This is a genomic window from Mesorhizobium sp. LjRoot246 (assembly GCF_964254115.1).
Classification (GTDB): Bacteria; Pseudomonadota; Alphaproteobacteria; order Rhizobiales; family Rhizobiaceae; genus Mesorhizobium.
Genome location: NZ_CAXUSN020000001.1, coordinates 30540 through 53742 on the forward strand (window position 1 = coordinate 30540; position 23203 = coordinate 53742).

Here is a 23203-nt window from a genome sequence, read left to right on the forward strand (position 1 = left end):
CGAGAAAATTTCAGGCGCTTACAGTATGAGTTTCTAATGTGTTGGCTGTCAATTCACCCGTAGCCTTTGCCTTACGTTCAACAGCACTGCCCCAACGGCAAACAGCAACATGATCAGCATTCCGTTAATGCGTCGTTGGCCGGGAGATATGAGCGCCTGTCCGGAAATCGGTACATGGGCATCGATGGCGCCACGGGCGTCGATCGCCAGCGCATCGATGATGCGCCCGCGCGGGTCAACGACGGCCGAGATACCGTTGTTGGCAGCACGCACCAATGGCAATCCATTTTCCACCGCACGGATCTGGGCCTGCCTGAAATGCTGATACGGACCCGGCGTGTCGCCGAACCACGCATCATTGGTAACATTCACAATAAGCTGCGCTGACGCAGCGTCAACTGCCACAAGATCGGGAAAGATCACCTCATAACAGATAAATGGCAGCGCACGGATGCCGTCGGGCAACGTTATGGCGTGCCGCTCATTGCCGGCCGCAAAACTCATCGGCCCAGCGACCAGTTGCTCGATGCCGAAACGATCGAGCAGATCGGCGAACGGCAAGTATTCGCCGAACGGCACCAGATGAACCTTGTCGACGGCGTCAGTGATTTCACCCTTGTCGTCGATCGCGACCACGGAGTTGTAATAGCGGCTGTCGGCGTTCGCGGCCGAGCCGCCTTCCTCGCGGACGACGCCGGCGATCAGCATCTGGCCGGATCCGAGCATGTCGCCCAGCGCCGTCAATGCATCCGGACGCTCGGTGAAGAGGAACGGCACCGAGGTTTCGGGCCACAGGATCAGCTGTGGCCTTTGATGACCTGATACCGGTGCCTTGGCCGAGAGCCCCATCAGGACCGCGAAGATGCGGTCCCGAACCGAGGCGTCCCACTTTTCCGACAAGTCCACGGCCGGCTGGACGATACGTACATCCAGGCTGCGCGAAGCTTGCGGTTCGGGAGCGGCAAGCCTGACATAGCCGAAGCCGACATGGGCAGCGGCAAGCAAGACAAACAGCGCCGCGCCGAGGCGAAGATGCAAGCGCGCCGCCACCAGCGCCGGCAGTGCGAAGACGAACACCGCGAGCGCGTTCATGCCGATCATACCCGTCACCGAGACGCTCTGCATCAGCAAGGGCACGGGCATGGCCGCGTAGCCGATGGCATTCCAGGGAAAACCGGTGAACAGGAAATCGCGCAGCCATTCCGCCAGCCCGAAACCGAAGGCAAGGGCGGCGATGCGGCCGATGTCGTTGCTCCACAGCAGCCGCGCAACCATGGCCGCAAAGCCGTAGAAGAAGGCGAGCATGAAAGGGATGCCGACCACGGCGAAGGGAAGCGCCCAGGCAAAGCTGTCGGCCTCGACCAGCAGCGCCGAGCCGATCCACCAGAGGCCAGCGAGGAAATAGCCGAAGCCGAACCACCAGCCGACGGCGAAGGCCGGCCGCAAACGCCGGAACAGGCTGCCGGAGGCTTCGCCGGTGGCGCCGTCGAGCAGCCAGACCAGCAGCGGAAACGAGATGAAACAGGCGGCGAAGAAGTCGTAGGGCGCCTGACCGAGCACCGCCAGAGCGCCTGCGAGAAACGCCACGAGCGCGCGGCGCCAACCCCAAAGCAGAATTATCCGGCCGGCAAGGCGCACCATGCATACTTCCGAGTTGCGCGAATCAGGAAGCAAGATTTAACAGGCCGCGCCCCGCGCTCCAAACGCCGGATGGCTCGCCGTGACGCAAGCTCCGCCACCGCTCTACCGGTGCCAGCCGTCGATTCGAACGCCGCCCAGCCGCTCGGCCTCCTCGCGCGGGACCGAACGGATGGCCTGCGTAAAAGTCCAGACATGACCCTCGGGGTCGCGTGCCCGATATTGGCGCTCGCCGTAGAACTGATCCGCCGGCTCCTGGATTATATCAGCACCGGCCGCCCGGGCCTGCTCGCAATGTGCGTCGATGCTATCCTTCAGCCTGACATAGACCGATTGCGTGTTCTTGCCCGAGACCGAAGCCGGGCTGGCGACGTAATCGGCCCATTCGGAATCGACGATGATGTAGCTGTCGCCGAACCGCATCTCGGCATGAACGAGCGTTCCCTCGGCATCGCTGACCACCATGCTGCGCTCGAAGCCGAAGGCGGCTTCCAGCCAGTCCAGCGCGGCACGAGGATCCTTATAGAAAACACCGGAGCCCAGACTTGGATGCTTGAACGGGTCGTCGATAGTCATCGTGCGAGCGAAACGCTCACGCCTGTTCGGCGCGCGCCGTGGCACGCCGGCGACGCTCGCCCTTCTGGCTCTGCACGATGCGCACGCGCTTGACGCGGCGCGGATCGGCGTCGAGGACGTGGAACTCGAAGCCGGGTATGGCCTGTACCACCTCGCCGCGGGCCGGAACGCGGCCGAGCGTGTTGAAGATCATGCCGCCAATCGTGTCGACATATTCGCCATGTTCGCCGGCGGCGAAGTCGCCGCCGATCATCTTGGCGACATCGTCGATCTCGGCCTTGCCGTCGACGATGAACACGCCGTCACCGCTCTGGGTGATCATCGGCTCGTCGTCGTCATGCTCGTCTTCGATGTCGCCGACGACCATCTCGACAATGTCTTCCAGCGAGGCAAGGCCATCGGTGCCGCCATATTCATCAATGACCAGCGCCATTTGCGTGCGCGTCGTCTGCATGCGAGCCATCAGGTCGGAGGCGAGCATCGACGGCGGCACGAAAAGCACCGGACGGATCAGATTGAGGTCGCCAATGGTGCGTGCGAGGTCGACCCGCGCGAGATCGAGAACCGTGGCGACGGGTGTTTTCCTGGTCGTGCGGCCCTTTTTGACGCGCGCGATCTTGGTGATGTGGGCCAGCACGTCCCGGATATGGACCATGCCGCGCGGATCATCGAGGGTCTCGGAATAGACCGGCATGCGGGAATGGCCGGATTGCTCGAAAGTGCCCAGGAGATCGCCGAGCGTCGTCGTGATCTCGACCCCCTGGATGTCGGCGCGCGGCACCATGACGTCCTCGACGCGCACCTCGCGCAGCCGCAGGATGTTGTTGAGCATGGCACGTTCGCCGGGCGAAAAGGCGCCGGCATCGCTGGTCGTCTCGGCAAGCGCGCCGGCAATTTCCTCGCGCAGGCTGGTTCCATTGCGTTGCCGAAACAGGCCGAGAACGCGGTCGAACAGGGACGGACCGGCAGACGATGTCTCGCTGGCAACGCTGCCAGTGCTAGCAGCACCAGAGGTACTAGCAGCACCAGAGGTAACGGTACTCGGACTTGATCCCTCTTCCGACGTATCGGAAGCCTTGGTCGCACTGCCGGCGTCGGGGCGGGCGGCAGTCTCTGGTTTGTCGTTCATCGTCGTCCGGTCAATTGGTCAGATGTAGTTACGCGTAGGGATCGGGAATGGCAAGCTTTGCGAGCGCTGCGCGTTCGATGGCCTCCATCGCCTCGGCCTCAGTGTCGGTCTCATGATCGTAGCCCAGCAAATGCAGCAGGCCATGGATGACGAGATGGGAGATATGGTTCTCGACAGGCTTGTCTTCCAGTGCCGCTTCACGCGCGACCGTCTCGGCGGCCAGCACTATGTCGCCCAGCATCGGCGGCAAAGGGCCGCCCTGCGCAAACGGAAAAGCCGGAAAAGACAAGACGTTGGTCGGTTTGTCCTTGCCGCGCCAGCCGGCGTTGAGGGTACGGATATGGGCGTCGTCGGAAAAAACGAGGCTGAGTTCGGAATGGCCGACCACGCCGGTCTCGTCAAAAGCAGCCGCGACGGCCCTATCGACCAGCCGCGTCAGGCTTGCCTCATCGGGCCAATCGCCAGCTTCGATAGATATATCAATGTCGACGGGAACATTCCCGTCGCCGGATATTATGTCCTCAGGCATGACGCCGCATCGTCGACATCAATTCTCGGCGCCGAGGCCGCGCGCCAGCTTGGCGTCCCGGTCGTAGGCCCTGACGATTTCCGCCACCAGCGGATGGCGGACCACGTCGCCGTCGTTGAAGCGCACGGTGACCGCGCCGGCCACGCCGTCCAGCACCCGCAAGGCTTCGACCAGGCCCGATTTGGTGTTCGAGGGCAGGTCGATCTGGGTCGGATCGCCGGTGACGATCATGCGCGAGTTCTCGCCGAGACGCGTCAGGAACATCTTCATCTGCATCGGCGTGGTGTTCTGCGCCTCATCGAGGATGACGGCGGCATGCGCCAACGTGCGGCCGCGCATGAACGCGAGCGGCGCGATTTCGATCACTTCGGCGGCAATCGCGCGCTCGACCTTGTCGGCCGGCATCATGTCGTAAAGCGCGTCATAGAGCGGCCGCAGATAGGGATCGACCTTCTCTTTCATGTCGCCCGGCAGGAAACCCAGCCGCTCACCGGCCTCGACCGCCGGCCGCGAAAGAATGATGCGCTCGACCATGCCGCGCTCGAGCAGCATCGCCGCATGCGCCACGGCCAGATAGGTCTTGCCGGTGCCGGCCGGGCCGATGCCGAACACCAGTTCCGACCGTTCCAGCGCCCGCATATAGGCGTCCTGGTTGAGCGAGCGGGCATAGATCGTTTTCTTGCGGGTGGCGATCTGGGCGGCGGAGACCTTGCCTTTGCGCTCCAGCGTCGGCAGCGTCAGCTGATCGTCGGCGGCAATCGCCATGCGCACGGCGCCATCAACGTCGGATTGGCCGATATCGACGCCCTTCTGGAGAATGCCGTAGAGATTGTCCAATGCCCGGCGCGCCTGCTCCGCGGCCGACGCCGACCCCTTGATGGTCAGCTGGTTGCCGCGCGAGCGGATGTCGACGCCGAGCTTTTGCTCAAGCCTGGCGAGGTTTTCGTCGAACTGACCGTAAAGGGCGCTGGCAAGCTTGTTGTTGTCGAAAGTCAGAACGATGTGCGCCATGTCAGAAGCCCCAGATGCCGGTACCGGGGGCGGGTTCTTCAGCTCTGCTGCGCTCAACCGTCTCTCCTCATCTGCCGAGACCCTCAGGCCAATTCGGCGAACAGGCTGTTGTAGCCCGTCTTCGTGATTCGCACCTGGATAATGTCACCGATTTCGCCGGCCTTTTCATCAACAATAACCGGCTGCAGCCAAGGTGAGCGGCCAACCTTCTGGCCAGCCTGACGGCCGGGCTTCTCGATCAGCGTGTCGATGGTGCTGCCGACGAGGCTCAAGCCGAAATCCTGCTGCTGTTTCACAAGCAAGGCCTGCAGTCGCTGCAGGCGCTTATCCTTGACCGTTTCCGGCACATGATCGGGCATTTCGGCGCCCGGCGTGCCGGGGCGCGGCGAATATTTGAACGAGAAGGCCGAGGCGTAATTCACCTGGCGCACCAGGTCCATGGTCGCCTCGAAATCCGCCTCGGTTTCGCCAGGGAAGCCGACGATGAAGTCGCCGGAGAGCGCGATGTCCGGCCGGGCAGTGCGGATGCGGTCGAGCAGCGCCAGATAATCCTTGGCCGTGTGCCTGCGGTTCATCGCCTTGAGGATGCGGTCGGACCCGGACTGAACCGGCAGATGCAGATAGGGCATCAACGCCGGCAGGTCGCGGTGGGCGGCGATGAGCTCGTCGTCCATGTCGCGCGGGTGGCTGGTGGTGTAGCGCAGACGCGCCAGCCCAGGGATTTCGGCCAGCCTGAACAGCAGGCGGCCAAGGCCCCATTCCTCGCCGTCCTCGCCCCGGCCATGCCAGGCATTGACGTTCTGGCCAAGCAGAGTCACTTCGCGCACGCCAGCCTCCGCCAGGCGCTCGGCCTCCGCGACAATCTGCGCCACCGGCCGCGAGACTTCGGAGCCTCTGGTGTATGGCACGACGCAGAACGTGCAGAACTTGTCGCAACCTTCCTGCACGGTGAGGAAGGCGGTGACGCCGCGCTTGATGACCTCGGCGCGCTTCGGCTGCGGCAAGTGCTCGAACTTGTCCTCGATGGCGTAGTCGGTCTCGACGATCTTTTCGCCGCCGCGCACCCGCGCCAGCACGTCGGGCAGCCGGTGATAGGTCTGCGGGCCGATGACCAGGTCGACGGCCGGCGAACGGCGGATGATCTCGGCGCCTTCGGCCTGCGCCACGCAGCCGGCGACGCCGACCAGCATCTCGCGGCCGGCCAAGGCACGTTCGGCTTTCATGTCGCGGATACGGCCGAGCTCGGAATAGACCTTTTCGGCCGCTTTCTCCCTGATGTGGCAGGTGTTGAGCAGCACCAGGTCGGCCTCGCCGATGGCGTCGGTCGCGGAATAGCCGTCGGCGGCCAGCGCATCGGTCATACGCTGTGAATCATAGACGTTCATCTGGCAGCCATAGGTCTTGATGAAGACTTTTTTCGCTGCTGGGGAAAGCACCGCCGGCTGTCCGGCCGCAGTGCCGATGTCGTCGCTTTCGATCGTGTTCAAGTCCATCAGGCGGCTTCTAACGCCTTTCCGTGACAAAAAACAGACGATTCTCGGCATGCGCCTGCAGGGGCATGCGGCGGCTAACGGCTCGGGCGCGGGTCGGCAAGTGCTGACTGCATCATCTCGCGCACCTGGCTTTCCATCAGTTTCGACGTCTCTTTGCGGTTCGAGCCCTTGGAAAAGGCGATCGGCTCGCCGAAATGCACCTCGACGTCGAGCGCGCCCTCCGCCAGCAGCACCTTGAGATGCGGCATCAAATCCTCGTCACCGATCCAGGCGGCAAGCGGCCGGTGCCGGCGGCCGAGCGGCACGCCATGCAGACGCGTGTAGGCTATCGCCACCGGCTGGATGAAGACTTGCTCGGCCGCGCCTTCCGAAATCGCCATCGAGGCGGCGCCGAACAGCGTGCTCTTGAACGGTAGGACCATGTTGCCGTCGCCGGTCGAGCCCTCGGCAAACAGCACCATGGCATCGCCCTTGGCCATGCGGCTGGCGATCTCGCTTGCCTGATCGCCCGAGGAACGTTTGCGTTCGCGCTCGATGAACACGGTGCGCTGCAGCTTTGACAGCATGCCGATCAGCGGCCAGCCTTCCATGTCGGCCCTGGCGATGAATTTTACGTCGACCATGGAACCGAGCACCATGATGTCGGTCCAGGAGATGTGATTCGAGGCAACCAGCAAGGGGCGTTTGTCGGAAAGCGTACCTTTGACATGGATGCGCATGCCGAGCGCCCTGATGATCAGCTTGTGCCAGATCTTGAGGATAAAGGTTTCCGGCCACCAGCCGGTCTTCATCGACAGTATCTGCAACGGCACGAGGACCAGCGAACCGGCGACAACGAGGCCCAGCGCCAGGAAAATCCTGATTTTCTTGATCATCGCCCTACCCCGGCCTCTGGCTAGCGAAGATCGCGGCGCATGACAAGCGCGCCGGTCGGTCCACGCTCGGGCGACTTATAGTAATTGGCGCGCTTGCCGACTTCGCGGAAGCCCAGTCGCCGGTAGAGCGCGATCGCGGCGACGTTGGTCTCGTCGACCTCCAGGAACAGCGCTTCGGCGCGCTGCGCGTGCAGTTCGCGCAGCACCGCGTCCATCAATTGCCAGCCCAATCCCTGCCGGCGATGCGATCGCGCCACCGCGACGGTCAAGATCTCGCCCTCGCCGGCCGCGAGCCTCGCCAGTACGAAGCCGACCGGCGGCTTGGCGCCCTGTCCGGTTTCGCGCGCGGCATAGCCGAATACGGTATCCTGTTCGAGCAAGGCAGCGAATTCGCCATCGGTCCAGGGACGGACAAAATCCTCGCGATGCAGCAGCGAAACCGCATGGCTGTCGGAGATCCTCAGCGGCTCGAGCGCATAGTCGCGGCGGCGTGGTTGAAGAAAAGGTATGCGCATCTAATTTTGTTGCCTTGAAAGAATGAACCCGGCCTGCGGCTTGGCGTCCGCACCGCGCAGATAGAGCGGTTTCGGCCTTTCGCCTTCCCCCTTGGCGGCAGCCAGGCGAGCGTAGGTGACAATGTCGGCGGTGGCTGTTTGAGGGCCGACGTCGAAGCCGCGCCCGGCCGAAGCAGCAATTAGCGCCGCCGCGGTACCAGCAAGCACCGAAGAACTTCCAGTTGCCATGGTCAGGGCTTCCGCCAATGTGGCTACAGCCGGACCGTAAGTCAAAGCTGACATTTCATCGTAGAAGGCCGCATGGATTTCCTCGCGCCCGGCATCGAGCGCCGCCAGCACGGCGCGACCGGGAAATATCGCTGTAGCCTCAGCGGCCAGCGCCTCGAGCGTCGTCACCCCGATCGCCGGGATCTTCAGCGCCAGCGCCAGGCCACGCGCGGTCGAGACGCCGACACGCAGACCGGTGAAGGAACCGGGGCCGACGGAGACGGCGATGGCGCCAAGGCCGGCATAGTCGGTTGCGGCTGCCTTCAGCGCTTCGGCGATGACAGCCATCAAGTGCTCGGCATGGCCCTTGCCGAGATCGAGCACCGAACGGCCAAGCTCCTGCTTTGCCGCCGCGTCATAGACGCAGGCGGCGCAGAGGTTGGCGGCACAGTCGATGGCAAGCAGTTTCATAAGACGACCGGTTCGAGAAACAATCCCTGTGCCCGCCACGGCCCGTCACCGCAAGGGGATAGTGCATAATTCGTTAAGCGGCTTCGCTTCGGCTGACGCTCTATCAGACCTGCTCGATGCGCAGCATGTGGTTATCCCAGACATAGTCCGGCTCGGACCGTGTCGTACCGCCGCCCTCGATGATCTCGCCTGCGCCGGTGGTGGCCATGAAGCCGGGTCCGTCGGGCGCCACGCCGCAGACCTCGACCAGCGCGCTGTTCGAAACGATCCGGCCACTGGCCGAATCGATCACGACAAGCGAGTTGCCTTCCGGCGAGGAGACGGCGACGGTGCCGGCAGCCGGATTGGCGGCGACCGAGCCTATGTAGTTACGGAAGCCGGACAGCACGTCTTGCGGCATGTCGAGCAGCTGCAGATCCTTGCCGCGCGCGGCGCGGCCGACCAGCAGGGGGCGATTGGTGCCCGGACCCCTGTACTGGCAGCCGAACCAGACGGTGCCGGACCGATCGGTGTCCATGTGGCGGATCGACAGCTGGTGCAGTGCGGCCGGCAATTCGTGCTTCTCGATGAGGTCGCCGGTGACGCGGTCTATAAGCACATAGGAAGGCTTCATGGTGGCGATGTTGAGTTCGGCGCGGCCATAGTCTGGATGGGTCTCGATGCCGCCATTGGCAACCGCGATCGTCCTGCCGTCACCCAGCAGCAGAAGCTCGTGCGGCCCCATGCCATAGGTCGGGAATTCGCCGATGCGGTTGAACTTCGCCCGCGCATCGTAAACGCCAACGACGCCGGCAGCGTTGTCGAAGTCGTTTTCGGTGGCATAGAGCAGCGCACCATCGACTGAGAACACGCCATGGCCGAAGAAATGCCGGCCGGCGATGCTGGCGATGGTCAGCGGCGCGTCACGGCCCGAATGATCGAAGGCCACGGCGAACGTGCCGGGCTGGCGAGCGAAGACCACCGAGCGTTTCGACACCGGATCGAAAGTGACGTCGTGGCCGCGATCGGGCAGGTCGATCGCATGCAGGACCTTGCCAGCCTCGGACAGGACGGCAGCACCAAAGCTGCCGTCGCGCTTGACGAAAGCGGTGGCGAAGACGGCGTCGGCCGCAAGCGTCGTTGCCCAGGCCGACGGCGCCATCGCGGCCATGAAGCCAACGCCAGCAGCCCTCAGGAAATCGCGACGATCGATCAGAGGGGTTTTCAATTCAGTCCCCATCCAGCGAGGAGAAGCCGGCGGTCAGACCGAATTCGGCGGTCAGCCTGGTGCCGATCAGGGTCGACAGGCTGGAGGTGATCAGCGCGAAATGGTCGAGTTTGTCGCGCAGTGCCGGATCGGCAAGCGCCTTGTCGATTGGACCGCTGACGGCCTTGGCGGTGGCGACGCCGTTGACCAACTGAATGTGGATCGATTCCGCCATCCAGCGCGCATCGGCCGGCAACGCGTCGCCAAGCTTCGAGGCCTGGAACAGCGTGTCTATCCCGGACAAATTGCCGGCGAGCGAATTGGCGGTGTTTTGCGAGCGCCAGTAGATCGCCTGTTTCGGCTTGTCCGCCTCTGGCTTGCCGCCGAAAAACCCTTTCAGGCGCACGTCGCGGACCATTTCCAGCTCATTGATGAGGACGCCGACCAGCTCCGTCACCGCTTCGTTGCCGTCGCGATAGAGCGCATTCTGAGGCCCCGGATTGGCCCAAAGCGCTGCAAAGCCGTCCGGCCTGTTCCAGGCAGCGCTGACGTCCCCGGCCATGGCTTCGATGTTGCCGGCGACTGCGGCGCCATAGGCGCAGCGATAGGGATCATCCTTGCCGGCAAGTGCATCGGCGCCGTCGCCGAAAAGCACGAATTCCAGTGCGCCCAGGCCCTGCATGGCGACACTCTTGCCGGCAAGCTGTGCCGGATCGGTTGCGGTCGGATCCTTGGCCGACAGCGCCGCCTGCACCTGCTTCAGACCGATGCTCTTGCGATCCGGCCAGAACAGCATGCGTTCCAGCCGGTTGTTCTCCTTGATCGGCCCAAAGCCGATGATTTCGGCTGACGACCAGGCATAGACGGTGGCGGAAAATTCGGTGCGCGCCGCATCAAGCTCCCCTTGCGAGGGCGTGGCGCAGAGCTTGCGCATGGATCCGGTCAAGGTTTCAGCATGCTCATGCAGGCTGGCATAGGCCGGGCGGACAAAGCCATCGATCGCCCGCTGGATGATGTCGGAGGCTTTGACCGCCGCCGACGCAGGGACAACGCCCAGCAAAGCCAGCGGAAGAACGAGAAACAATGCAGAGCGCTTGAGCATCACAGTGACTCCAGGAATTTGAGCAGCGCATCACGGTCGGCTGCGTTGGCGGCGGCAAAGCGGTCGCGTGCTTTCTGCGCCTCGCCGCCATGCCACAGGATCGCCTCGGCCAGGCTGCGCGCACGTCCGTCATGCAGAAAGAAGGAATTGCCGTTGACCGTCCCGGTCAGGCCGATGCCCCACAGCGGCGGCGTGCGCCATTCATCGCCCGTCGCATCGCCCACCGCCTGGCCATCGGCCAGATCAGGTCCCATGTCGTGCAGCAGGAAGTCGGAATAGGGCCAGATCAGTTGGAAGGCCTGTGCCTTGTTAGGCGTGTCTCGGCGCGTGACGAATTTCGGCGTGTGGCAGGCAATGCAGCCGATCTCGTAAAATATTTTTTTGCCAGCCAGCACGTCTGTGTCGTCGAGGTCGCGGCGCGTCGGCAATGCCAGGTTTTGCGAATAGAAGGTGACGAGACCCACCACCGGAGGCGGCGCCTCGACCGGGCCGAGACGCTGCTGCACGCCGTTCGGCATGGCCAGGCATTTTGCCTCCGCGGCGGTGCAATCGCCCCAATGCTGTGGCTCTTCAGGCGTCGAGATGCCGATGTCGCCGGCAAAGGCGTCAGCCACCTGCTGGCGGATCGACGCGGTCTGTGCCTTCCAGCCGAAACGACCAAGCGTCGGTTCGCCGCCTTGGCCACCACGCACGATGTTCGGCCTGCCGGAAATGCCGTCGCCGTCTCTGTCATCCGGGTCGGCATGGGCAAGAATGTCCGCCGGCGCAATCTGTTCGATCAGGCCAAGGCCGATCATCGGCGGCGTCAGGCGCGGCGACAGCGTGGTGCGTGGATCGAGTGGTCCATAGGCAGGATCGACGACTGAATAGGTGGGTTTGCGCAGGGAAATCACGGCGCCGTCCGCCAGCTTCACCTGCCGTTCCTGATAGTCGACATGCATCCTGCCTTCGCTGAGCAGGCCAGGTACGGCGAGCTCCTGCAATTGCGTGCCGTAGACCAGGTCGGGGAAATTGAGCACCCTGTGATCGGCGAGGGCTGCCCTTTCTTCCGCGTTGCTGGCGTCGCGGGCCAGCCGCAGGAACATCGACGTGGTGCCGGCGGCGCCTTGCGGCGGGCGGCCGCGGCCATCCTTCAGATGACAGTTCTGGCAGGCGCGTTCGTTGAACAGGGGGCCAAGTCCGTCCGACGCCTGCGTCGAGGATGGCGACGAAACCCAGTTCTTGCGAAACAGGGCATTGCCGAGCTTGAAGTCGCCCTCTTCCTCGAAGGTGATGTTGGCCGAGGATTGCGAGAAGGAATCGCGGCTGACGTCCTTTCTGGACGTACCGGCGCCACCTTGCATCAGCTCGAACTGCTCCGGCTTGGAAAAATCCGATGTCGGCCCGGTGATGGCGATGACGCGCGCCTGGTCCTTCGCATTGAGGTCGGTACGCGTGGTGGCGAGGCCGGCAGGTTGCAGATCGCCGGCAATCGCCGAAGAAGTGAGTGCCATCACGAGGATGACGCAGCGCCGACGCCCCAATCCGGCCGGCGTCTTCTCAGGGAGCGGCGAGCCATCGGCCCGCCGCGAGCGGCGCACGAATTCTAGCAGGCGCCGCATTCCCGCATGCCTTTACTCCGCCTCGTCCGCCGATGCGGCGTTGAGCTGGCCGTATTTTTCCTCGCCGATCGAGGCAAGCAGGTCGAGCTGCGTCTCGAGGAAGTCGATGTGACCCTCCTCGTCGGCCAGCAATTCCTCGAACAGCTTCATCGTCACGTAGTCGCCAGCGTCGTTGCAGATTTCGCGCGAGCGCTTGTAGGCGGTACGCGCGTCATATTCGCCGGCAAGGTCGGATTCGAGCACTTCCTTGACGTTCTGCCCGATGCGCAACGGCGCCACGGACTGCAGGTTCGGATGGCCTTCAAGGAAGATGATGCGGGCCACGAGCTTGTCGGCATGGTGCATCTCCTCGATCGATTCCGCCCGCTCCTTCTTTGCCAGCTTGGCATATCCCCAGTCCTCCAGCAGACGGAAATGCACCCAATACTGATTGACGGCGCCGAGTTCCAGAAAAAGGGCCTCGTTAAGCCGCTCGATGATTTGCGGATCGCCTTTCATGATTTCTGCTCCCGTATTGGACGCGCAGGCCTCTGACGCGATCCAGGTGTGAAACGACATCCACGCCGCTCGCCTCCGAGCGGGCGTGGTAATTTTCGGTGACCCGAATGATCGTTTCCACCACATTTGGGAAGCAGCCGCAACAGCGGCCGCGCTTTTGCATGGCATGATAGATCTTCGCCGGCACGATCAGCTGCCAGGGATCCTGGTCCAGCAGGCCGACGATCGTCTGCTCGATCTCCTTCTCGGTGATGATATTGCAATGACAAATCAGCATTGGCTTGCTCGGCTGGCTGACGGCGTCTCCCGCGCCGTGTGGCTTGATTTCTTAACCGGAGCCCGTTCTCCAAAGCCGGTTGTCCGGCTCCGGATCAGGCTCCAGCCTTTCGACGGTTACTTGAACACCTTGTCCGGTGCGTCGAGACTGTCGGACCCTTCGAAGGCGATGGTGCTGAGCTTCAGCGAACCGACGGCGCGTTCGATCGACTTGGTCTGGTCGATCAGCGCGTCGATCGCCGCCTGCACGGTCGCATTGCCCTCCGTGTTGCCCTCGGCGATCTGCTGGTCATAGGCCTCGCCGGCCATTGCCCGCGCCTTGATCGCTTCCATCTTGGCGACGGTGACATCGAGCTTATCCGACAGTTCCTTGTCGATCGCCGGATCGGCCGCCTTCACCATATCGGCCACCGAGGGACCCGAAACGACGGTGCCGTCCAACCTGGTATAGCTGGCGTGGTAGGCAGCGCGAATGCCAATGGCGTCGTTGAGATGCGAGTTGTAGGTGTTGTCGGAGAAGCAATCGTGCTCCTCCTCCGGGTCATGCAGCAGCAGGCCGAGCTTCATGCGTTCGCCGGCCAGTTCGCCGTAGGACAGCGAGCCCATGCCGGTGAAGATGGTGGTGATGGCGGTGTTCGGCTCGCCATCGACCAGGGCCTTGCGCGCCGCGCCGTCTTCCTTCCAGTTGCCGACCATCTCCTGAAGATCGGAAACCAGAAGGTCGGCGGCTGACTTCAGATACTGGGCGCGGCGGTCGCAATTACCGCCGGTGCAGTTCTTGAGGTCGTAGTCGGTATAAGGGCGCTCGCCAGCACCAGGACCGGTGCCATGCAGGTCCTGGCCCCAAAGCAGGAATTCGATCGCGTGATAGCCAGTGGCGACATTGGCCTCGACGCCGCCAGCTCCCTGCAGCGTGCCGGAGAGGAATTCCGGCGTCAGGTTCGAAGCATCGACCTTCTTGCCGTTGACCTCGATCTCCTTGTTGGCGATCACATTGGCTGTATAGAGCGCATTCGCGTCCGATTCGGTGCCGTAGCTCTTGGCGACATAGTCGATCAGGCCTTCGTCGAGCGGCCAGGAATTCACCTTGCCTTCCCAGTCGTCGACGATCTTGTTGCCGAAACGGTAGACCTCGGTCTGCTGGTAAGGCACACGCGATGCCTTCCAGGCGTCACGGGCGGCGTTGAGGGTTTCCACCGATGGCTTGGCGAGCAATGCGTCGACCGCCTTGTCGAGTGCCTGCGCGGTGGTCAGCGAATCCTCATATTTGGCGAGCGCGATGTCGGAATAGGTCTTGATGACCGCCTTCGCATCGGTTTCGGCCTTTGCCGGCAACACGAACACCGCCGCCGTCAGCAGGGCCGTGGCGCCGATCGCGGCGAGCCTGCCGCCATATCGTGCTGTCATAATCGCTCTCCAGTTTCTCGGAATTTCTGTAAACGGCGCGCGCGGCAGCCGGCGCCAGGCCATAGGCATGCCATTGAGCGCAAAAGATGCCGCGCCATCGCGCGGTTCGCGGAAAAAAGACACCAAAATGCCTCCAATCGAAAGGGTTCAAGGCCCAGACATTAAAGGGATGCGCTGACGCGCGAGCTTCCATAAAGCTGCGACATCGTCGGATGTCAATGACAATCCGCAAGAAAAGTCAATTGAAACAATAGTTTAGAATTATTCTAAACTACGACTGTCAACTTTATGCCTTTGCCTGCATCCTATCCTGCCGGTGAACTGTGCGATTGACAGCCGCCATCCCGGGTGCGACCCGCAAAAGCTCTCTTGCGGCGGCGCCAGACAATTGCCACTTGGCGAGACACCCTAGGATAGAACGGGATTGGAATGCGATGAAGAACGGTGTGGTCATTGTCGGCGCGGGTCATGCGGGCGTGCAAGCGGCCGCCAGCCTGCGTGAGGACGGCTATGACGGGCCGGTGATCCTCGTCGGTGACGAGAACGAACTGCCATACCACAAGCCGCCGCTGTCGAAGACTTTCATCAAGGATGCCGAGGCCAAGCCGCAACCCTTGCGCGGCGAGGCCTTCTACACCGGCAGCGCCATCGACTACCGGCCGGGCGTCAGGATCAATCGCATCGATGCCGGGCGCCGCAGCCTGGAGATATCAGGCGGCGGCGCACTTGCCTTCGACCACCTGATCCTGGCGACCGGCTCGCGCCCGCGCCTCCTGCCGCTGCCCGGCGCGGATCTGTCCGGCGTGCTGTCGCTGCGCTCGCTGGCCGATGCGCGGCTGATCCGGGAGTTCAGCGCACAGAGCGACGAGGTGGTCATTCTCGGTGGCGGCTTCATCGGGCTGGAGATCGCAGCCACACTGCGGGCCGCCGGCCGCACGGTGACAGTGGTCGAGGCGGTCGACCGGCTGCTCGGCCGCGCCGTGGCGCCGGTGGTGGCGAGCCACGTCCGGCAACGGCTGGAAGCGACAGGCGTGCGCATCCTCACCGGCATCTCGATTGCAAGGCTGGAAGGCGAGAACGGCCATGTTGCGGCCGCGATCACCTCTGCCGGCGAAAGGCTGCCGGCGCGTATGGTCGTCGTCGGCATCGGCGCCGTGCCGAATGTCGAACTGGCGCAGACCGCCGGCCTCGGCATCGCCAACGGCATCCGCGTCGACCACCAGATGCGCACGTCGGTGCCGGAGATTCTTGCCATTGGTGACGCCGCTTCCTACCGGCACTGGTTCACCGGCGGCGACGTTCGGCTGGAATCGGTGCAGAACGCCACCGACCAGGCGCGGCTTGCCGCACGCACCATCACCGGCCATACCGATGCCTATTCGGCAGTGCCATGGTTCTGGTCCGACATCGGCGACATGAAGCTGCAGATGGTCGGCCTGACCGCCGGTGGCGACAGCCATGTCGTGCTGGGCGACCTGCCCGACAACAAATTCTCGATCTATCACTATGCCGGCGACCGGTTGCTCGGCATCGAATCCGTCAACCGACCCGGCGACCACATGCTTGGCCGCAAGATGCTCGGCGCCGGCTTCTCGCCGACGCCGGAAACGATCACAGTTGGCCCTGAGGGGCTGAAAGCGGCACTTGCCGCGTTTCAGCAGGATGAACCTGCCAGGGCTGCGGGTTAGCAGGAGCCTACCCTCCCCCTTGTGGGGAGGGTCGATGCGAAGCATCGGGGTGGGGGTCTGCGCGAGGCCCCCCACCCGGACCTCCCCACAAGAGGGAGGTAGGGGTTTGCGCTAGGCAGCGCAGACTTCGCGAATCGAGCTCTCCAGGATGTCGAGCGCTTCGTTCATCACTTCGTCCTGGATGGTGATCGGCGCCAGGAAGCGGATGACGTTGCCATAGACGCCGCAGGTCAAAAGGATCAGGCCCTTGTCGAGTGCCTTCAGCCGGATCGCGTTGGCGATCTCGGCCGACGGCAGGCCCTTCTTGACGTCGTTGAACTCGACCGCGTTCATGAAGCCGAGGCCTCTGATGTCGACGATCTCAGGCACATCGTCGCGGATCGACTGCAGCCGCTGCTTCAGCCTTGCACCCAGCGTGTTGGCGCGGTCGCAGAGCTTTTCCTCCTCGATGACGTCTAGCACGGCGTGCGCCGCGGCGACGCCGATCGGGCTGCCGCCATAGGTGCCGCCGAGCCCGCCGGGGCCGGGCGCATCCATGATTTCGGCACGGCCGGTGACCGCGGCCAGCGGAAAACCGCCGGCCAGGCTCTTGGCCATGGTGGTGATGTCGGCCGCCACTTCATGGTGATCCATCGCAAACATCTTGCCGGTGCGGGCAAAGCCGGTCTGCACCTCGTCGGCGATCAGGAGCATGCCGTGCTGGTCGCAGAGCTTGCGCAGCGCCGTCAGGAACTCGCGCGGTGCGTCGTAGAAGCCGCCCTCGCCCTGAACCGGCTCGATGATGACGGCAGCGACGCGGGCCGGGTCGACATCGGCCTTGAACAGCCGGTCGAGTGCGGCAAGCGAATCGGCTGTAGACACACCGTGCAGCGGCACCGGGAACGGCGCATGGTAGACGTCGCCCGGCATGGCGCCGAAGCCGACCTTGTAGGGCACGACCTTGCCGGTTAGCGCCATGCCCATGAAGGTGCGGCCATGGAACCCGCCGGCAAAGGCGATGACAGCCTGACGGCCGGTAGCGTTGCGGGCGATCTTGATGGCGTTCTCGACCGCCTCGGCGCCGGTGGTGACGAAGATCGTCTTCTTCTCGAACTTGCCGGGCAGCATGCCGTTCAGCCGTTCGGCCAGCCGCACGTAGCTCTCATAGGGCACCACCTGGTGGCAGGTGTGGGTGAAGCGGTCGAGCTGCGCCTTGACCGCCTCGATCACCTTGGGGTGGCGGTGACCGGTGTTGACGACGGCGATACCCGACGAGAAATCGATGTAGCGGCGGCCTTCGACATCCCAGATCTCCGAATTCTCGGCCCGGTCGGCATAGATCTGCGTGGTCATGCCGACGCCGCGCGAGATCGACTGGTTCTTGCGTTCGGAAATGGCTGAATTCTTCATCGTATCCCTCGCCGGGCGGCGCCCGTTCTTGTTTGATGCTGTTGAGACGTCTTCTGACCTTATTTCACGTTTTCCTCAAGCCGGCACCACCGGCAGGCGATTGGGCCTGTGATCCCGGCTTACAGTCGCCCGATGTGCGAACGAGGGAGGTTCCCTTTTCCAGGGGATCGACTATCTTCGGACAGCCCGCGAGGCTCCGCGGTGGGAGCGTCCCACGCAGGCAGGGGGAGCCATGAGCAGGAACGCGACATCGTCCGTCTCGCCGCCATCGGTCCAAGCTCCCGGCCTTTTGTCTTTTCCAGCCGCTTCAACGATCTTCGCCTGCACGGCGGTGCTGCTGCTGTCCGGCTGCCAGAAGCAGGAGGCAGCGGCCAAAAAACTGCCCATCATGGTGCGCACCAAGACGGTGGCGATGGCCGACTATGCGCCGAGAACCTCGCTGACCGGCGTGATCGCCGCGCGCACGCTGAACAATTTGTCGTTCCGCGTGGGCGGCCGCGTCGCCCAACGGCTCGTCGATGTCGGCCAGCATGTCGACCGAGGCGCGGTGCTTGCCCGCATCGACCCGCAGGAGCAGGAATCCGATCTGCGTTCGGCGCAAGCCGATCTCGATGCCGCGCAGGCGCAGCTGACCCAGTCCGCCGCCGCCTTCGAGCGGCAGAAGACACTGCTATCCCAGGGCTTCACCACGCGGCGTGACTATGACGCGGCCGACCAGGCGCAGAAGGTGGCGCAAGGCAGCGTCGATGCCGCGCAGAGTGCATTCGCCAATGCCCAGCAAAACCTGTCCTTCACCGAACTCAAGGCAGGAGCCGCCGGTGTGATCACCGCCCGGCAGGTCGAAGCCGGCCAGGTGGTGCAAGCGGCGCAAACCGTCTTCACCGTCGCCGAGGACGGCGACCGGGACGCGGTGTTCAACGTGCAGGAGACACTGGTTGCCAGGACGCCGGCTGCTCCGGCGGTGACGATCACATTGTTGTCCGATCCACAGGTCAGGGCGACGGGCAAGGTGCGCGAAATCTCGCCGGCGGTTGATCCGGCCTCCGGTTCGATCCGGGTCAAGGTCGGTATTCCCGACACGCCCGCCGGCATGCCACTGGGAGCAGCCGTCATCGGCTCGGTCAGCACCAAGCCAGCGAAGGCGATCCTGTTGCCCTGGCAGGCGCTGACGTCCAGCGCCGGCAAGCCGGCGGTCTGGATCGTCGACCCCTCGACCAAGGCGGTGACGATGGCGCCGGTCGAGGTGCTGGCGTTCGATTCCGGCACGGTGGCGATTGCCAAGGGACTGAACGAGGGCCAAAGCGTCGTCACCGCGGGCGGACAGTTGCTCAGCCCCGGACAGACCATCGAGATATCCGGAGCGGGCCAATGAGCCGGCTGCCATCCCTCCTGCTCGGTATGTTCATGCTTGGCGCGCTCGCGTCCTGCTCCAAGTCCGATGAAAAGCCGCCCGAGATCATCCGGCCGGTGCTGTCGGTGGTGATCGAGCCGCGCACCACCCAGATCTTCGGCTTTGCCGGTTCGGTCGAGCCACAGGTCAGCGCCGACCTCGCCTTCCGCCTGCTTGGCCGGGTCGTGTCGCGCGACGTCAAGGTCGGAGACATCGTCAGCAAGGGCACGACCATCGCCGCGCTCGACCCGACCGCACTGGAACTGGCCGTTCAGGCGGCCAAGGCGGAGCTCTCCAATGCCGAGGCGCAGTTTGCCAACGCCGCCGCCGGCGAGGAACGCCAGCGCCAGCTGCTTGCCGCCGCCAACACCTCCCAGGCGGTCTTCGATACCGCGCAGCAGGCGCGAAAAGCGGCCAAGGCAAGCGTCGAGCGGGCCAAGGCCTCACTCGCCAAGTCGCAGGAGCAGCTTGGCTATGCCCGGTTGTTCTCGGACTTCGACGGCGTCGTCACGGCCGTCGGCGCCGAGGTCGGCCAGACGGTCTCGCCCGGCCAGACCGTCGTCACGGTGGCGCGCTCGGACCTGCGCGAGGCGGTGGTCGACATTCCCGACCAATTGACCGGCGACCTTACGGCCGGCACGCCGTTCCAGGTCATCCTGCAATCGCTGCCGACGATCCGGACCGAGGCCAAGCTGCGCGAGATCGCGCCGCAGTCCGAGGGCTCGACCCGCACCAGGCGCGTCAAGCTGACGCTCACCGATCCGCCGCAGGCCTTCCGGCTCGGCTCGACGGTGACGGCGACGCGCATGACCAAGGTGACGCCGACGATCGAATTGCCCCTGTCGGCGCTGCTCGAGAAGGACGGTTCCGACAAGGTTTGGATCGTCGACCCGCAGACATCGAGCGTGAGTGCGAAGGACATCAAGGTGGCCGCCAAGGGTGCCGCCACCTTCACCGTCGCCGAAGGGCTTGAGGCCGGCATGCGCGTGGTCACCGCAGGCGTCCACAGCCTGAGCGAAGGCCAGAAGGTCAAAGTGCCGGAGGGCGGCGTCTGATGAAGGGCTTCAATCTCTCCGACTGGGCGCTCAGCCACCGCTCCATGGTCTGGTATTTCATGCTGGTGTTCGTGGTGGCCGGCATCTTCTCCTACCTCAATCTCGGCCGCGAGGAAGACCCCAACTTCACCATCAAGACGATGATCATCCAGGCCACCTGGCCCGGCGCGTCGGTCAAGGAGACCGTGCAACAGGTGACCGACCGCATCGAGAAGAAGCTCGAGGAGCTCGACAGCCTCGACTTCACCAGATCCGTCACCACCGCCGGCCAGACTGTCATCTTCGTCAACCTGAAGGACACCACCAAGGCGCGCGATGTCGTGTCGAACTGGATTCAGGTGCGCAACATGGTCAACGACATCGCGGCACAGTTCCCGCAAGGCGTGCAGGGACCGTTCTTCAACGACCGCTTCGGCGATGTCTACGGCAACATCTACGCCTTCACATCGGACGGGCTGACGCCACGCCAACTGCGCGACTATGTCGAGGATGCCCGCACCAAAATCCTCACCGTGCCCAATGCCGGCAAGGTCGATCTGGTCGGCGCCCAGGACGAGGCGATCTATCTCGAATTCTCGACCCGCCAGATCGCGGCGCTCGGCCTCAACCAGCAGGCGATCGTAGCGAGCCTGCAGGCACAGAACGCGATCACGCCGTCCGGTGTCATCCAGTCCGGGCCGGAGCGCATCAGCGTGCGCGTCGGCGGCCAGTTTACCTCCGAGGATAGCCTTCGCGCCATCAATCTGCGCGTCAACGACCGCTTCTTCCGGCTGAGCGACGTGGCGACGATCACGCGCGGCTATGCCGATCCGCCGACGGCGCTGTTCCGCTTCAACGGCCAGGACGCGATCGGGCTCGCCATCGGCATGAAACCCAACGCCAATCTGCTCGAATTCGGCGAGGCGCTGCACAAGGAGATGAACAAGGTGCTGGCCGACCTGCCGGTCGGCGTCGGCGTGCATCTGGTCGCCGACCAGCCCGTCATCGTCGAGGAGGCCGTCTCGGGTTTTACCCGCGCGCTGTTCGAGGCGGTGGCGATTGTGCTCGCGGTGTCCTTCATCAGCCTCGGCATGCGCGCCGGCTTCGTCGTGGCGTTGTCGATCCCGCTGGTGCTGGCCATCACCTTCACGGTCATGGCTTATCTCGGCATTTCGCTGCAGCGCATTTCGCTGGGTGCGCTGATCATCGCGCTAGGCCTCCTGGTCGACGACGCGATGATCGCGGTCGAGATGATGGTGGCGCGGCTGGAGGTCGGCGACAATCTGCGCAAAGCGGCGACCTATGTCTACACCTCGACCGCCTTCCCGATGCTGACCGGCACGCTGGTCACGGTTGCCGGCTTCATCCCGATCGGCCTCAACAACAGCGCCGCCGGCGAATATACCTTCACGCTGTTCGTCGTCATCGCCGTGTCGCTGCTGGTGTCATGGATCGTGGCGGTGCTGTTTGCGCCATTGCTTGGCGTCACGATCCTGCCGGCGACGATGAAAGCGAAACACCACGATCAACCTGGCCGCCTCACCGCGCTGTTCCGGCGCGTGCTTGTCGGCTCGGTGCGCCATCACTGGCTGACCATCATCGCCACGGTGCTGTTGTTTGCCGCCTCGATCGCCGGCTTCGGTCTGGTGCAGCAGCAGTTCTTCCCGCCCTCCGACCGGCCCGAGCTGATCGTCGACTGGAACCTGCCGCAGAATTCGTCGATCGCCGAGACGCGCGACCAGATGGAGCGCTTCGAGCAGCGGGCGCTGGTCGGCAATTCCGACATCGACCATTTCTCGTCCTATATCGGCCAGGGCGCGGTGCGCTTCGTGCTGGCCTACGACGTGCAGCCGGCCAACCCCTATTTCGGCCAGACCGTGATCGTCACCAAGAGCATCGAAGCCCGCAACCGGGTCAAGCCGGCGTTGGAGAAGCTGCTGCGCGAGGAGTTCGTTGGCACCGACGCCTTCGTCAAGCTGCTCGAACTCGGGCCGCCGGTCGGCCGTCCGGTGCAGTATCGCGTCGGCGGACCCGACATCCAGACGGTGCGCGAGGTGGCGCAGCAATTCGCCGGCGTCATCTCGGCCAATCCGAAGCTCGCCGCGCCGACCTTCGACTGGAACGAGCCGCAACGCGTGCTGAGAGTCGACGTGCTGCAGGACAAGGCACGCCAGCTCGGCATCACCTCCTCCGACATCGCCAGCGCGCTCAACAGCACGGTCGGTGGCGCCACGATCACGCAGGTGCGCGACGCCACCTATCTCATCAACGTCGTGGCGCGCTCACGCGATGCCGAACGTGGCTCGATCGGGACGCTGCAGAACATGCAGCTGCCGACCAGCACCGGCGAGGCCATCCCGCTCGCGGCCGTCGCCAATTTCCGCTACGACCTCGAACAGCCGACCGTGTGGCGACGCGACCGCATTCCGACGATCACCGTGCGCGCTGGACTGGTCGGAGACACACTGCCGGCCACCGTGGTCAACGAACTGAAGCCATCGGTCGATGCCTTCATCGCCAAGCTGCCGCCGGGCTATTCGGTCGAAACCGCCGGCTCGGTCGAGGAAAGCGCCAAAAGCCAAGGTCCGATCGCGGCCGTGGTGCCGCTGATGCTGTTCGTCATGGCGACCATCCTGATGATCCAGTTGCAGAGCTTCCAACGGCTGTTCCTGGTCGTGGCGGTGGCGCCGCTCGGCCTGATCGGCGTGGTGGCGGCGCTGGTGCCCAGCGGCGCACCACTTGGCTTCGTTGCCATCCTCGGCGTGCTGGCGCTGATCGGCATCCTTATCCGCAACTCAGTGATCCTGATCGTGCAGATCGAGGATCTCGTGCGGGAGGGCAAGGACCGCTGGGCCGCTGTCATCGAAGCGACGGAACACCGCATGCGGCCGATCGCGCTGACGGCGGCGGCAGCCAGCCTGGCACTGATCCCGATCGCACGCGAAGTGTTCTGGGGACCGATGGCCTATGCCATGATGGGCGGCATCATTGCCGGCACGGCGATTACGCTGCTGTTCCTGCCGGCGCTCTATGTGGCGTGGTTCAGGATCAAGGAGCCGAAAGCGGCCGAGGGCGCCGGCGTCCGGGAGAAAACGGTGACGCAAGGTGGAGCGGCCTGAGCCGCAAAACACGATCGCCGAGTTCCCGCCCACCCCCTTCTGTCCTGCCGGACATCTCCCCCGCAAGGG

The 23203-nt window shown here is 64.1% G+C and carries 20 protein-coding genes; 4 read left to right on the forward strand and 16 right to left on the reverse strand.

Translation table 11 applies throughout. The features are described from left to right. Positions 1-48: 48 nt before the first annotated feature. From lnt to ACSQ3L_RS00225, 15 genes are all read right to left on the reverse strand, one after another. Positions 49-1641, reverse strand: coding sequence for an apolipoprotein N-acyltransferase (lnt, locus tag ACSQ3L_RS00155; protein WP_436158088.1), 1593 nt, complete (start codon positions 1639-1641; stop codon positions 49-51). 102 nt (positions 1642-1743) lie between these two features. Next, positions 1744-2214: a VOC family protein gene (locus ACSQ3L_RS00160; RefSeq protein WP_436158089.1), complete on the reverse strand. Its 471-nt coding sequence runs from the start codon at positions 2212-2214 to the stop codon at positions 1744-1746. Between the two features lie 16 nt (positions 2215-2230). Continuing rightward, positions 2231-3343 carry a hemolysin family protein gene (locus ACSQ3L_RS00165; RefSeq protein WP_436158090.1) on the reverse strand — a complete coding sequence of 371 codons (1113 nt, stop codon included), beginning with the start codon at positions 3341-3343 and terminating at the stop codon, positions 2231-2233. Positions 3344-3371: 28 nt separating this feature from the next. After that, on the reverse strand, positions 3372-3872 hold the full coding sequence (gene ybeY / locus ACSQ3L_RS00170; protein WP_436158091.1) for an rRNA maturation RNase YbeY: 501 nt from the start codon (positions 3870-3872) through the stop codon (positions 3372-3374). An 18-nt stretch (positions 3873-3890) separates the two neighbouring features. Next, a complete protein-coding gene (locus ACSQ3L_RS00175) occupies positions 3891-4883 on the reverse strand; it encodes a PhoH family protein (protein ID WP_023758127.1) in 993 nt (330 codons plus the stop codon). An 83-nt stretch (positions 4884-4966) separates the two neighbouring features. Then, on the reverse strand, positions 4967-6376 hold the full coding sequence (gene miaB / locus ACSQ3L_RS00180) for a tRNA (N6-isopentenyl adenosine(37)-C2)-methylthiotransferase MiaB (RefSeq protein WP_436158092.1): 1410 nt from the start codon (positions 6374-6376) through the stop codon (positions 4967-4969). A gap of 74 nt (positions 6377-6450) precedes the next feature. Continuing rightward, on the reverse strand, positions 6451-7251 hold the full coding sequence (locus tag ACSQ3L_RS00185) for a lysophospholipid acyltransferase family protein (protein ID WP_436158093.1): 801 nt from the start codon (positions 7249-7251) through the stop codon (positions 6451-6453). Between the two features lie 20 nt (positions 7252-7271). Continuing rightward, a complete protein-coding gene (gene rimI / locus ACSQ3L_RS00190; protein WP_436158094.1) occupies positions 7272-7766 on the reverse strand; it encodes a ribosomal protein S18-alanine N-acetyltransferase in 495 nt (164 codons plus the stop codon). Next, the gene (gene tsaB, locus ACSQ3L_RS00195; RefSeq protein WP_436158095.1) at positions 7767-8444 is read right to left on the reverse strand and encodes a tRNA (adenosine(37)-N6)-threonylcarbamoyltransferase complex dimerization subunit type 1 TsaB; all 678 of its coding nucleotides are present in this window, start codon (positions 8442-8444) and stop codon (positions 7767-7769) included. A 103-nt stretch (positions 8445-8547) separates the two neighbouring features. Then, positions 8548-9651: a DUF1513 domain-containing protein gene (locus tag ACSQ3L_RS00200; protein WP_436158096.1), complete on the reverse strand. Its 1104-nt coding sequence runs from the start codon at positions 9649-9651 to the stop codon at positions 8548-8550. Position 9652: 1 nt separating this feature from the next. Next, positions 9653-10732 carry an imelysin family protein gene (locus ACSQ3L_RS00205; RefSeq protein WP_436158097.1) on the reverse strand — a complete coding sequence of 360 codons (1080 nt, stop codon included), beginning with the start codon at positions 10730-10732 and terminating at the stop codon, positions 9653-9655. Then, positions 10732-12333 carry a di-heme oxidoredictase family protein gene (locus ACSQ3L_RS00210; RefSeq protein WP_436158098.1) on the reverse strand — a complete coding sequence of 534 codons (1602 nt, stop codon included), beginning with the start codon at positions 12331-12333 and terminating at the stop codon, positions 10732-10734. The genes ACSQ3L_RS00205 and ACSQ3L_RS00210 overlap by 1 nt, the downstream gene beginning before the upstream one ends. 12 nt (positions 12334-12345) lie before the next feature. Beyond that, a complete protein-coding gene (bfr, locus tag ACSQ3L_RS00215) occupies positions 12346-12831 on the reverse strand; it encodes a bacterioferritin (protein WP_013527914.1) in 486 nt (161 codons plus the stop codon). Beyond that, positions 12797-13108 carry a (2Fe-2S)-binding protein gene (locus ACSQ3L_RS00220; RefSeq protein ID WP_436158099.1) on the reverse strand — a complete coding sequence of 104 codons (312 nt, stop codon included), beginning with the start codon at positions 13106-13108 and terminating at the stop codon, positions 12797-12799. The genes bfr and ACSQ3L_RS00220 overlap by 35 nt, the downstream gene beginning before the upstream one ends. Positions 13109-13224: 116 nt before the next feature. Next, a complete protein-coding gene (locus ACSQ3L_RS00225) occupies positions 13225-14514 on the reverse strand; it encodes an imelysin family protein (protein WP_436158100.1) in 1290 nt (429 codons plus the stop codon). A gap of 434 nt (positions 14515-14948) precedes the next feature. On the opposite strand from ACSQ3L_RS00225, the gene ACSQ3L_RS00230 reads away from it, so the two are divergent. Next, positions 14949-16202 carry an NAD(P)/FAD-dependent oxidoreductase gene (locus ACSQ3L_RS00230; protein ID WP_436158101.1) on the forward strand — a complete coding sequence of 418 codons (1254 nt, stop codon included), beginning with the start codon at positions 14949-14951 and terminating at the stop codon, positions 16200-16202. A gap of 111 nt (positions 16203-16313) precedes the next feature. Here ACSQ3L_RS00230 and ACSQ3L_RS00235 read toward each other — a convergent pair whose 3' ends face one another. Beyond that, positions 16314-17591: a 4-aminobutyrate--2-oxoglutarate transaminase gene (locus ACSQ3L_RS00235; RefSeq protein ID WP_436158102.1), complete on the reverse strand. Its 1278-nt coding sequence runs from the start codon at positions 17589-17591 to the stop codon at positions 16314-16316. 232 nt (positions 17592-17823) lie between these two features. On the opposite strand from ACSQ3L_RS00235, the gene ACSQ3L_RS00240 reads away from it, so the two are divergent. Genes ACSQ3L_RS00240 through ACSQ3L_RS00250 form a run of 3 tightly spaced genes read left to right on the forward strand, consistent with a single transcriptional unit; the run spans position 17824 to position 23134 of the window. After that, positions 17824-18963 carry an efflux RND transporter periplasmic adaptor subunit gene (locus tag ACSQ3L_RS00240; RefSeq protein WP_436158103.1) on the forward strand — a complete coding sequence of 380 codons (1140 nt, stop codon included), beginning with the start codon at positions 17824-17826 and terminating at the stop codon, positions 18961-18963. Beyond that, a complete protein-coding gene (locus tag ACSQ3L_RS00245; RefSeq protein WP_436158104.1) occupies positions 18960-20036 on the forward strand; it encodes an efflux RND transporter periplasmic adaptor subunit in 1077 nt (358 codons plus the stop codon). Before ACSQ3L_RS00240 ends, ACSQ3L_RS00245 begins: the two co-directional genes overlap by 4 nt. Further along, complete coding sequence (locus ACSQ3L_RS00250; protein WP_436158105.1) at positions 20036-23134, forward strand: efflux RND transporter permease subunit; 3099 nt, start codon at positions 20036-20038, stop codon at positions 23132-23134. Before ACSQ3L_RS00245 ends, ACSQ3L_RS00250 begins: the two co-directional genes overlap by 1 nt. Positions 23135-23203: the final 69 nt, after the last annotated feature.

Bases quoted from the DNA above. Each gene is read 5' to 3' on its own strand.
- lnt (WP_436158088.1), bottom strand. From the start codon at position 1,641: ATGGTGCGCCTTGCCGGCCGGATAATTCTGCTTTGGGGTTGGCGCCGC.
- ACSQ3L_RS00160 (WP_436158089.1), bottom strand. From the start codon at position 2,214: ATGACTATCGACGACCCGTTCAAGCATCCAAGTCTGGGCTCCGGTGTT.
- ACSQ3L_RS00165 (WP_436158090.1), bottom strand. From the start codon at position 3,343: ATGAACGACAAACCAGAGACTGCCGCCCGCCCCGACGCCGGCAGTGCG.
- ybeY (WP_436158091.1), bottom strand. From the start codon at position 3,872: ATGCCTGAGGACATAATATCCGGCGACGGGAATGTTCCCGTCGACATT.
- ACSQ3L_RS00175 (WP_023758127.1), bottom strand. From the start codon at position 4,883: ATGGCGCACATCGTTCTGACTTTCGACAACAACAAGCTTGCCAGCGCC.
- miaB (WP_436158092.1), bottom strand. From the start codon at position 6,376: ATGGACTTGAACACGATCGAAAGCGACGACATCGGCACTGCGGCCGGA.
- ACSQ3L_RS00185 (WP_436158093.1), bottom strand. From the start codon at position 7,251: ATGATCAAGAAAATCAGGATTTTCCTGGCGCTGGGCCTCGTTGTCGCC.
- rimI (WP_436158094.1), bottom strand. From the start codon at position 7,766: ATGCGCATACCTTTTCTTCAACCACGCCGCCGCGACTATGCGCTCGAG.
- tsaB (WP_436158095.1), bottom strand. From the start codon at position 8,444: ATGAAACTGCTTGCCATCGACTGTGCCGCCAACCTCTGCGCCGCCTGC.
- ACSQ3L_RS00205 (WP_436158097.1), bottom strand. From the start codon at position 10,732: ATGCTCAAGCGCTCTGCATTGTTTCTCGTTCTTCCGCTGGCTTTGCTG.
- ACSQ3L_RS00210 (WP_436158098.1), bottom strand. From the start codon at position 12,333: ATGCGGCGCCTGCTAGAATTCGTGCGCCGCTCGCGGCGGGCCGATGGC.
- bfr (WP_013527914.1), bottom strand. From the start codon at position 12,831: ATGAAAGGCGATCCGCAAATCATCGAGCGGCTTAACGAGGCCCTTTTT.
- ACSQ3L_RS00220 (WP_436158099.1), bottom strand. From the start codon at position 13,108: ATGCTGATTTGTCATTGCAATATCATCACCGAGAAGGAGATCGAGCAG.
- ACSQ3L_RS00225 (WP_436158100.1), bottom strand. From the start codon at position 14,514: ATGACAGCACGATATGGCGGCAGGCTCGCCGCGATCGGCGCCACGGCC.
- ACSQ3L_RS00230 (WP_436158101.1), top strand. From the start codon at position 14,949: ATGAAGAACGGTGTGGTCATTGTCGGCGCGGGTCATGCGGGCGTGCAA.
- ACSQ3L_RS00235 (WP_436158102.1), bottom strand. From the start codon at position 17,591: ATGAAGAATTCAGCCATTTCCGAACGCAAGAACCAGTCGATCTCGCGC.
- ACSQ3L_RS00240 (WP_436158103.1), top strand. From the start codon at position 17,824: ATGAGCAGGAACGCGACATCGTCCGTCTCGCCGCCATCGGTCCAAGCT.
- ACSQ3L_RS00245 (WP_436158104.1), top strand. From the start codon at position 18,960: ATGAGCCGGCTGCCATCCCTCCTGCTCGGTATGTTCATGCTTGGCGCG.
- ACSQ3L_RS00250 (WP_436158105.1), top strand. From the start codon at position 20,036: ATGAAGGGCTTCAATCTCTCCGACTGGGCGCTCAGCCACCGCTCCATG.